A 9,235-nucleotide genomic window follows, 5' to 3' on the forward strand; every position below is an offset into this window, starting at 1 on the left:
CGTGGATGGCGGACCCGCGAACGGCCTGGCCGAGCGGTTCTGGGAGGCGTTTCGCGTAGCCCGGCACAGCGCGGACCCCGCGTCGGTCGAGAAGGCGATCGACCTGGGCCGTGCCGTGCTGGCCGCCGAGGACCTGGAGGAGCGCGGCACGATCCTTTCCAATCTCGGGGGCCTGCTGCAGACCCGCTACCACCAGACCGGCGACTTCGAGTTCCTGCGGGAAGCCGTCCAGAACGTCACGGAGGCTTACATCCTGGCGTACGAAAGCCCAGAGGAATCCGCCCACTGCGCCAACAACCTCGGCATGCTGCTGCACACCGCGTTCCAGCAGAACCAGGACCGTGGCACCCTGGCCGACGCGCTGTACTGGAGCCGGACGGCCGTCGACGAGGAACCGTCCACGAACAAGGCGTTCTACCTGGGCAACCTCGTTGTCGCGCTGCGGACGGCGTTCACCGTGACGAAGGACCTCGCCCCCCTGGCGGAGGCCGCCGAGCACGCGCGGGCCGCCGCCGAGTGCTCCCCCGATGACGTGTCCACCGCCACGAGTCTGCACTTCCTCGCCGTCGTCCTGCGCGACTGGTCCCATGAGACCGGGGAGACCGGTGTCGTGGAGGAAGCCGTCGACGCCGCGCGGCGAGCGGTGGAGCTCACGCCGGCCGGGTCGTCCGACGTGCTCGACCGATTGAGAATCCTCGCGTACCTTCTCGACGAGCGCTACCGGGCTCGCGGAGCGCGGGACGATCTGGCCGAACTGCTCCGGGTCCGGCAGACGTTGGTGGCCCACACCCTGGTCACCGATCCGCGGCACTCGCAGAACCTCCACGAGCTGACGACCACGGAACGAGACTGGGCCGCGCTCACCGGCGAGCGCCTGCGATCGACCGGCGGCCGGGAACGCGCCGACACCGAAGCCGAAACGTGCGGCCGGTACGCCGCCGAGTTTCTGCAGACCCGGGACCCGGCCCTGCTTGAGCGGGCGATCGAGCTCGGGCGCTCGGTGGCGGCGGCGACCCCCGCCGGGCACCCCAACCGTGGCGTGCGGCTGGACCACTTCGCCACGGCGCTGGCCACCCGCGGTGAAGAGTTCGGGGATCACGCCGCGCTCGCGGAGGCCGTCGCCATCGAGCGGAAGGCGGTGGCGTGCACGTCGGCGGGTCATCCGCTGCGGGTCCAATTCCTGGGCAACCTCGCCGTCAACCTGAACGCGCTGTTCCGCGCGACCGGAGAGCTCGCCCACGCCATGGACGCGATCGACGTCGCTCGCCGTGCCGCCGAGGCCACCGCCGGGCGGGGTGACCACCCGCGTTCGCTCGAGATCCTCGCCGCCGTGCTGCACAACCGGTTCCTGGTGACCGGCGAGCTGCAGGTGCTGTCGGAGGCGGTCGAACGCGCGCGGGAGTCCGTCCGCCTCGGCGCGAACCTGGTCGCCGGGCAGGCCCAGCGGCTCTCCAACCTTGGGGCCATGCTGTCCGACTGGTTCACCAGGACGGGCAAGGCGAGCGTGCTCGACGAGGCGATCGCCGCGCACCGCGCGGCTGTGGATGTGACGGCGGACGACGACCCGAACCGGGCAGCGCGGCTGGCCAACCTCGGCGGTGTGCTGGGGATGGCGTACGAGAAGTTCGGCGACCGGGACGCGTTGCGGGACGCGATCGCCGCCCGTCGCGCGTCCGTGGCCGCGACTCCGGAGGACAGCCCGCACTGGCCCCGGTACATCGTGAGCCTGGCCGGCGCGCTCGGCGACTGGTGCACCAACCCCGTCGCACCCGTCGGCGCGCGACGGCAGCCGCCGGATCCGCAGGTCCTCACCGAGGCGGTCGGCCTGGCCCGGAGCGCGGCGCGCAGGCCCGAGCAGGACGCCTACTCCCGGGCGGGTTTCCTGACCGGTGTCGCCAACGTCCTGGCGCTCGGCTTCCGGCACCTCGGCGACGGCGACGCACTGACCGAGGCACTCGGCTACTACCGGGAGGGCGCGGTGTCCGCCGGATCACCGGCTGAGTTCCGGGCGGAAGCGGCGGACCGGTGGGGTCATCTGGCCGCTGAAGCCGGGCAGTTCGACGTGGCCGCCGAGGCGTACGCCGCCGCGGTCCGGCTGCTGCCCCGGCTCGCCGGGCGCCGCCTGGGCCGCGAGGACGCCCAATACTGGCTCGGCCGGTTCGCCGGGGTCGCCGCCGACGCGGCCGCGTGCGCACTGGCCAGCGGAGACGAGGTGAGCGCGGTGACCCTGCTCGAATCCGGGCGCTGCGTGCTCGCCGCCCAGGCACTCGACAGCCGGGGTGATCTCTCCGACCTGCGCGCGCGGGCACCCGAGCTGGCCGAGCGCTTCCGGGCGCTCACTACGGAGTTCGAAACCGACACCACGAGCGACCGCGTGGCCCTCGCCGACGAGCTCGACGCGGTGACCGACCGGATCCGCGCGCTGCCCGGCATGGAGCGGTTCCTGCGGCCCCCGCTGCTCACCGACCTCACCGCGCAGGCGCACGAGGGCCCGATCGTGTACGTCAACGTCAGCCGGCACCGGTGTGACGCGCTGATCATCACTCCGGACGGGGTCCGGTCACGGGCACTGGACGGGCTGAGCGAAGAGGCCGTGAACCACCGCGTACGTGCTCTGCACACCGCGTTCACGGAGGGGCGGCTGGTCGCCGAGCGGGCGATCCACGACACGCTGGAGTGGCTGTGGGACACAGTCGCCGGCCCTGTGCTCGGCGAACTGGGTCTGACAGCGGAACCGGCGGCGGACGGTCCGTGGCCGAGGATCTGGTGGGCTCCCGTCGGGTCGCTCAGCCTGCTCCCCCTGCACGCGGCGGGCCACCACCGCGACGGCGGACCTGTGCTCCTCGACCGCGTCGTCTCCTCGACGACACCGACGGTCCGCGCCCTGGGCCACGCCCGCGCGGACCGCCACGACGGGCCGAACGAGCCTCGGATGCTGGTGGTCGCGATGCCCCACACCCCGGACGCCCCGGACCTGCCCGGCGCACAGGCCGAAGCCGACCACCTGGCCGCTCTCATACCCGGCGCCACGGTCCTGGTCGGCGCGGACGCGACCCGTGACGCCGTTCTCGACGCCTTGCCGGCCAGTGGCTGGGCGCACTTCGCCTGCCACGGGTACAGCGACCCGGATAACCCTTCGGACAGCCACCTCGCGTTGCACGACCACGACCGCGCGCCGTTTCGGGTGCTGGACCTTTCCCGGCTGCGCCTGCGGAACGCGGAGTTCGCGTTCCTGTCCGCCTGCGACACCGCCCGCACCACCGAACGCCTGTCCGACGAGGCGATCCACCCGTTGGCGGCTTTTCAGATTGCCGGGTTCTCCCAGGTGGTCGGCACGCTCTGGCGCGTCGACGACGCCGTGGCACCAGCCTTCAGTCAGCAGATCTACGGCGAGTTGATCGCCGATCGATCCGGTGCGTTGTGCGCGTCGGCGGCGGTCCATCGCACGGTGAGGCACCTCAGGACGAGGTATCCGAACCTGCCGTCGGTGTGGGCAGCACACGTCCACGCGGGCGCCTGACTACACGCACTCCGTCCTATCGGAAGCTGATCCGCAGCCGCCTGGGCCCGGTGCGCGGCCCTCTTTGAGGAGAAGGAAGTCGACGTCGATTCCCGGACCGGTCGATGTCCGAGCACGCTCCGGAGCGTACGGCGGCGCGTGAGGAGGTCACCGCTCGTATCGCCCGTTACCGGCCGCGTGTTGTCATCGCCCACTCGCTGGGCTCCGTCGTCGCCTTCGAGGCCCTCCACGCCCACCCCCGGAGCCGCAGCCGGAGCTGTTCCTGACCCTGGGTTCTCCCCTGACCCTGCGGATCCGACCGGACATCTCAGCCCGCAGCCCGCCCCGCCTCAGTCAGCGGCCTGCGGACTGAGATGTACCTGACCTTGAGTTACGTGCGCTGGGCGTGGATCGAGGCACTCTTCCCGGAACCGGACGCCACGACCGGGCCCGCGGGTAGAACAACGAACGGCTGACCCGAACGAAGCCGCCTACCTCAGTACAGTCGGACTCGGGTCAGGACGCAGTGCGGCAGGTTGGCGTCAGCGACGATGACGTACTCGGCGACACCGAGCGACCCGTCGCGGCCGAGCGGTACGCGCCGCTGCTGGGGCCACTTCGTCGAGGCCGTACTGCCCGGGCCCATGCCCCGGGGAAGGCTGACCTGGACGGTCGCCGTGATGATCGCGCCGAAGACCTCCCCGGTCAGCCACGCCTCCCCCAGCAGTGCGTCGACTTCCGGGGTGAGTTCGAAAGGCCAGCCTTCCAGCTCACTCAACCGGGAGTCCCGCACGGCGGCGTCGTGCGATGGCCTCGGTGACGCCCGTCGTGGGCAGAGTGCCGTTGAGCGCCGCTTCGGTGAGCCGGTCGCCGGCCGGATCGGTGTCGAGCATCGCCTCGCACCACCAGCGGCGCAGGACAGCCTCCGACTGCTCCAGTGCCGCGGCCAGGAGCTCACGGTAGAACGGAGCGGCAGCTCCAGATCTTGCGCGCGATCAGAATCTGGATCACCGACCACGGCGAAGGTCCTTCCGTCCGGCAGATCGGCCAGGAGTCGGGCTTTCCAGTGCTGGATCGGCTGCCTACCAGTTCGCCCGGCTGGAGGAGTGGGGACTGATCAGTCGCAGCGGCCGGCGCTGGCGGTCCGCCCGCCTCGGCAGCTGATGCCGAATGCCGGAATGCCCCGCGCAATGGCCAGAGTCCTGGTCCGCAGACGGGCGGGAAACGAGGCGCCGGTATGACATCGGTGTGGGAGAGCGCGTGGGCTCGCGCGGACCGGATCAGGTACGGGGCCGACATCGACACCCACGACGGCGACGCCATCGCGGGCGCGCGATGGGTGCTGATGCTGGAGCTTCTCTACCTGGGTCAGGGCACGAAGGGCCCGCAAGGTGCTCGGGCCAGTCCATGGCGTGATGATCCAGGAGGCCGTCACCAAAGGCACCGCACGATCCGCTTGTCTCCGCCCCCTCCCCCACGCAACCGAGTTGGTCCGACCTGGCTCCCCTACGCCATCGGCTTCCTCAATGGCAATGCCCCGGCGGGGCTAGATTTGACTTGAAATGATCTCCCGGGATTCATAGGCATGTCACAGGATGTTCACATTCTTCATTCGGCATGCGCGTGACAGGGGGAGAGATGACGGCACGTACAACAGCCAGACTGGGTGCGCTCGTAGGGGCACTGGCCGTCGCAGCCGCGACGATGATGAGCGGAGCGAGCCCAGCGGCGGCGGCGGACAGCTTCAGCTTCAGGTTCACCGAGCTCAGTGACAACAAGAGCGGCGTCATCAACGTTAACAACAACACCTGGGGCGAGTCGGCAGGAAACGGTTGGTGGCGTGCAGACCCCATCGGAGGCAGCACCGGCGATACGTTGATCGCCGATGACGTCCTGCCGGACGGCTACGGCATCGAGGCCCACCTCAGTACAGGCCGGGTCGCGTCCACAGCCGGGCACAGCTCCCCTTACAGCAAGGAAGTCTCCGGCAATCTGACGGAAGGCAACACGTATCAGATCTGGGTATGTGTCGTGAAGGGCTCCTTCTCGAAGTGCTCCTCGAAGTTCAATGTGAAGGCCTGATCGAATTCGGGGTGGGGCGGCGTCGCTGCCCTTGATGTGGCGGGCAGGGTGGAGTCCTTGCCCGCCACGTCAGTAGCTGTTTCCGATCCCCGGTTCTGAGTAGCCTTGGGCCTACGCTGGTGAGGTGTCCAAGGGCACCGGGCCAGCCGGGGGGGGAAGTTGCCGGGCTTGTGGCGACCGGCTGGGGCCGGGTGCGCGGCTTGGCGCTTTGTTCTGTTCTTCGGCATGTCGTGCCAGGCAGTGGCATACGGAACGCCGGTTGCACCAGCGTCTGGCAGCCGTTCGGGGCGGTGTGGACGAGGCCGAGTGTCCCGAGTGCGGGGCCCGGTGGATCGTCGGCGTCGACCGGCGCCCAGATGCCGTCCACTGCTCGCGCCGGTGTGTGGTGAGGGCCTGGAGGCGCCGGAAGGAATCGTTCGGCGAACGGGCACGGTGACCGCATCGCGAACGCGTGGTGAGGCCAACCTCGTTCAGATCGTTGTCTCTTGTGGTCGTTCGTTGTGATCAGTGGATTTCCAGTCCGACTCCCGGTGACGAGCGGGTCGTGTCCACGTCATGGACTTCAGTTCCGTGCCCCGGCCCGCATGCCCGTGCCACAGGCGTGCCGGATGGCGCGGGGACTCACAGGGGACAACGGCTGTCAGCGGGGGCTCAGGAGCCGCAGGCACCGAAGCTGACATTACCCAGGTCAGCGGCGGACTCGCCCCACCACGATGCTAAAGCCCGGCGCCCTGGGCACTCGCACCCCCAGCGTCATCGGCACCCGGTCCCGGCCGGGCTCCTCTCCCGCGCCGGCGCCCCCTCGTCAGCACCGAGTTCAGCCACAGTCGTTGCGGTTGAACTTCAGAGAGCGGGTCTGGTCGTTGAGGTTGTAGCCGCGCTGTTCGTGGATCGATCCGCCGCTCTTGGTGACGCACTTGGTGACGCATATCCACCGTCCGGAGTAGCTCCGTCTCTCGTCGACGCGGGCGGTGCGGTCGGAGTTGTTGCGGATGGAGCTGCCGCGGTCCCGGATCTCGGAGGGCAGGTCCTTCACACTCCCGGCGACCGCACGCTTCGCCCATAGGCACTACGGCGACCGCGGCTTGCGGTCCGCCGGCTTCACGGAGAGGGCTCCCGGGCTCGGCCTGGGCCGCGCGCGCTCTGTGCAGCGGCGGCTCCCGGCAGCTTCCGTTGTCAGGGTCTTGCCGACTGATGAAAGGTCAGTGTTCCGACCATGCGCCACTCCCTCGATGCTCCAGGCGGTGCCCCGGAATTGCGTGGCACTGTCGACTGCGGATGCGGCATGCTGCGGGCGAAAGGCAGGTAGCCATGACTGACTCCGAGGAAGCACTGAACAGCCTGCGCTGGCTCGCCATAGAACGCGCTTCTGGTCATCTCGTCGGCTCGGATCGCCTGATCGAAGCCGGCCTCGACGCGCTGCTCAGCGGAGTGGATTCGCCGTCTCTCCCACTGCTGGCCGGTCTTGCGCGCCGGGAGGAGCCGGACGCCCCCGATCTGTTTGCCAGGGTCCTTGATGAGCTCGACCTCGTTCCTGACTTGCCCATCGACCGTGATCAGGCGCTCTGGGCGATGGCGCGCTGGTGGGCGGGCCTCATCGTGGACGGAAAGCTCGACCCTCTGACTGGTGCCGATCTGATCTGGTGGCGTGTTGCCATGGAGCTGGGATACCCCGAGCAGCTCCAAGAGCTCGTCAACGGGGCTATCAACGGCGACGATTGGAACGAGAACTGGGACATTCCGCTGGAACAGATCAAGGGTGAGCTCGTCGAAGCCGCGCGCGTATTTATCGCGCAAGGCGCGAACGACGCCGCTCACCCCACCCCCGGCTGACAGGCAGCAAGGTAGTCGGCCCCGCGGTCCTGTGCGTATCGGCCCTACCTGTGCGCGCCGCTGGGGCTACGCCAACCGCTTCGTGGACCTGGCTGTCTTCGTCGGCGGTCAGCTGTGACCCCGAGCTGAACGCTCGCAGGCTCTGGACCGGCATGCTCCACGACGCCGAACAGACCGCCCGCGCGTACGGCGACGTCTGGCACAACAACCGGCGGTTCCCCGACCAGCTCAGCAGCGACCAGGGCTCAGGCGCTGTGTACCCCGTTCGGTTCGGGCTTTCCGTTCGGCTCTGGCTTTCCGTTCGTTGATAATCAGCCGGAGCCGCTCGCCATGGGGCAGTTGCCGCACGCTGCCGTTCCCGACTCCGTCGTCGTTGAGGCAGTCTCTGCCCTTTCTGGCGAGGCACTTGATGAGACGCCGACTCACCCGAGAGTCGACTCCGAACTGGAAGGACACATAGGCGACGGGCCACACTGACCCGCGCGCCTTCGTCTCTCATCGCCTGTGGCCAGCGGTCATCAATGACAACCGCCGCCGCCCGGCAGGCGCCACAGACGGACTCCCGTTCGGGGAGCCACCAGCAGTCGGACGGCGACATGCCGGCTTCCTGAATCCCGCACACCTTCCTGCCGAAGACACCGAAGGCGTGGGATACACCGCCGGGAAGGCCACCCGCGACAGCCCTCTCCCAGCGCATCTCCATGGATAGGTACGACGGTCGCGAGATCGCGAACCACTCGCCACCCACATGAGTGGCGGCATGACACCACGAACAGGACCAGTTCTGTTCCTCCCAGGCCGTCGATGGCACCGGCCACCCCCACATCGCCTGTCCGCGCACATCACACTCCACAAGCGGATCCTCACACGGCAGCAGAATCCGCCCCAAGCAGCCGACATCGCACCAGTTGCCAAACACCCCCACCAGGACGAAACGAGCACCCGTCTGCCGAGGTGATCCGCAGCCAGCCCGGCAGGGGCGCCGTGCCCGGGGCCACGTTCATCGCCGCCACCGGCGGCGATAGGGAACCCTTCGGCACGGCCGACCGGCTGGCCGCGTTCACCGGCCTGTCCCCGGTGCCGCGCAACTCCGGTCGTGTCAGCGGCAACATGCGCCGACCACGCCGTTACCACCGCGGACTCCCGCGCGCCTTCTACATCTCCTCCATGGCCAGCCTGCGATCGTGTCCCGCATCGCGGGCGTACTACGAGCGCAAGCGCGCCGAGGGCAAGGGTCACAAGCAGGCTGTGCTGTCGCTCGCCCGCCGCAGAGCCAATGTCCTGTGGGCCATGATCCGCGACGGAGCGTGTTATTGGGCGGCATCACCAGCCATCATGGCCACTTGACTTCCTGATTGGGAAGTTCTACGAGGGGAGCGTGCGCACCACGCAGCGCCGAGCAGACGGGACTTTGAGGACAGGGCTCGGGCCCTACTGGCAGAACTGGCGCAACATGCCCGTGATATTGGGCCGCGTCGGCCGAGCTCGGGACGGGATCGATGACTGTGGGCTGTGGGCTGCGACCTGGAGGAAGCAGCCCGCGGTGACGCATCGGCCGGGTTTCAGTATCCGTAGATCATCTTGTAGGCGACTTCCGGGAGGAACTGACCGGCCACGGAGCCGGCGCCGACTCCGCAGTTGCCGTCGGACTCGCCGGGGGTCTTCAGCCACAGCAGCATCTCGGCTCCGCCGCCTGTCTGGCTGTGGGCGCCGATCCTCCGTCCGGCGGGGTTGCACCACTCGCCGTTGGAGTCGTTGCCGTTGCGGCTGGTGTCGATGACGAAGGGCTTCGTGTAACCGTAGGACGCCGACAGCACCGAG

The 9,235-nt window shown here is 69.0% G+C and carries 9 protein-coding genes and 1 pseudogene; 6 read left to right on the forward strand and 4 right to left on the reverse strand.

What is annotated here, in order from left to right; genetic code table 11:
• Position 1 precedes the first annotated feature (1 nt).
• Positions 2–3,520 (forward strand): CHAT domain-containing protein, encoded by a 3,519-nt coding sequence (locus M1203_RS37300; RefSeq protein WP_249954308.1) that lies wholly within the window; start codon positions 2–4, stop codon positions 3,518–3,520.
• Positions 3,521–3,624: 104 nt separating this feature from the next.
• On the forward strand, positions 3,625–3,786 hold the full coding sequence (locus tag M1203_RS37305; protein WP_249954309.1) for a lysophospholipase: 162 nt from the start codon (positions 3,625–3,627) through the stop codon (positions 3,784–3,786).
• 209 nt (positions 3,787–3,995) lie between these two features.
• Here M1203_RS37305 and M1203_RS37310 read toward each other — a convergent pair whose 3' ends face one another.
• Together M1203_RS37310 and M1203_RS38910 are read right to left on the reverse strand one after the other, a co-directional pair.
• A complete protein-coding gene (locus M1203_RS37310) occupies positions 3,996–4,277 on the reverse strand; it encodes a hypothetical protein (protein ID WP_249954310.1) in 282 nt (93 codons plus the stop codon).
• Complete coding sequence (locus M1203_RS38910) at positions 4,270–4,392, reverse strand: hypothetical protein (RefSeq protein WP_283959465.1); 123 nt, start codon at positions 4,390–4,392, stop codon at positions 4,270–4,272. Before M1203_RS38910 ends, M1203_RS37310 begins: the two co-directional genes overlap by 8 nt.
• A 44-nt stretch (positions 4,393–4,436) precedes the next feature.
• On the opposite strand from M1203_RS38910, the gene M1203_RS37315 reads away from it, so the two are divergent.
• Both M1203_RS37315 and M1203_RS37320 read left to right on the forward strand, forming a co-directional pair.
• Positions 4,437–4,616 carry a hypothetical protein gene (locus M1203_RS37315; protein WP_249954311.1) on the forward strand — a complete coding sequence of 60 codons (180 nt, stop codon included), beginning with the start codon at positions 4,437–4,439 and terminating at the stop codon, positions 4,614–4,616.
• A 521-nt stretch (positions 4,617–5,137) separates the two neighbouring features.
• Positions 5,138–5,581 carry a hypothetical protein gene (locus tag M1203_RS37320; protein ID WP_249954312.1) on the forward strand — a complete coding sequence of 148 codons (444 nt, stop codon included), beginning with the start codon at positions 5,138–5,140 and terminating at the stop codon, positions 5,579–5,581.
• Between the two features lie 817 nt (positions 5,582–6,398).
• On the opposite strand, the gene M1203_RS37325 is transcribed toward M1203_RS37320, so the two are convergent.
• Positions 6,399–6,617, reverse strand: a complete 219-nt coding sequence (locus M1203_RS37325; RefSeq protein ID WP_249954313.1) for a hypothetical protein — start codon at positions 6,615–6,617, stop codon at positions 6,399–6,401.
• 275 nt (positions 6,618–6,892) lie between these two features.
• On the opposite strand from M1203_RS37325, the gene M1203_RS37330 reads away from it, so the two are divergent.
• Positions 6,893–7,414: a hypothetical protein gene (locus tag M1203_RS37330; protein WP_249954314.1), complete on the forward strand. Its 522-nt coding sequence runs from the start codon at positions 6,893–6,895 to the stop codon at positions 7,412–7,414.
• A 939-nt stretch (positions 7,415–8,353) separates the two neighbouring features.
• Positions 8,354–8,761, forward strand: a pseudogene (locus M1203_RS37335) (transposase); the annotation flags it as partial.
• Positions 8,762–8,976: 215 nt separating this feature from the next.
• On the opposite strand, the gene M1203_RS37340 reads toward M1203_RS37335, so the two are convergent.
• The coding region (locus tag M1203_RS37340; protein ID WP_249954315.1) for a glycoside hydrolase family 6 protein at positions 8,977–9,235 on the reverse strand (259 nt) is incomplete at its 5' end.

It is taken from the genome of Streptomyces sp. 35G-GA-8, from assembly GCF_023534745.1.
Lineage (GTDB): Bacteria > Actinomycetota > Actinomycetes > Streptomycetales > Streptomycetaceae > Streptomyces.

Bases quoted from the DNA above. Each gene is read 5' to 3' on its own strand.
- M1203_RS37305 (WP_249954309.1), top strand. From the start codon at position 3,625: ATGTCCGAGCACGCTCCGGAGCGTACGGCGGCGCGTGAGGAGGTCACC.
- M1203_RS38910 (WP_283959465.1), bottom strand. From the start codon at position 4,392: ATGCTCGACACCGATCCGGCCGGCGACCGGCTCACCGAAGCGGCGCTC.
- M1203_RS37320 (WP_249954312.1), top strand. From the start codon at position 5,138: ATGACGGCACGTACAACAGCCAGACTGGGTGCGCTCGTAGGGGCACTG.
- M1203_RS37330 (WP_249954314.1), top strand. From the start codon at position 6,893: ATGACTGACTCCGAGGAAGCACTGAACAGCCTGCGCTGGCTCGCCATA.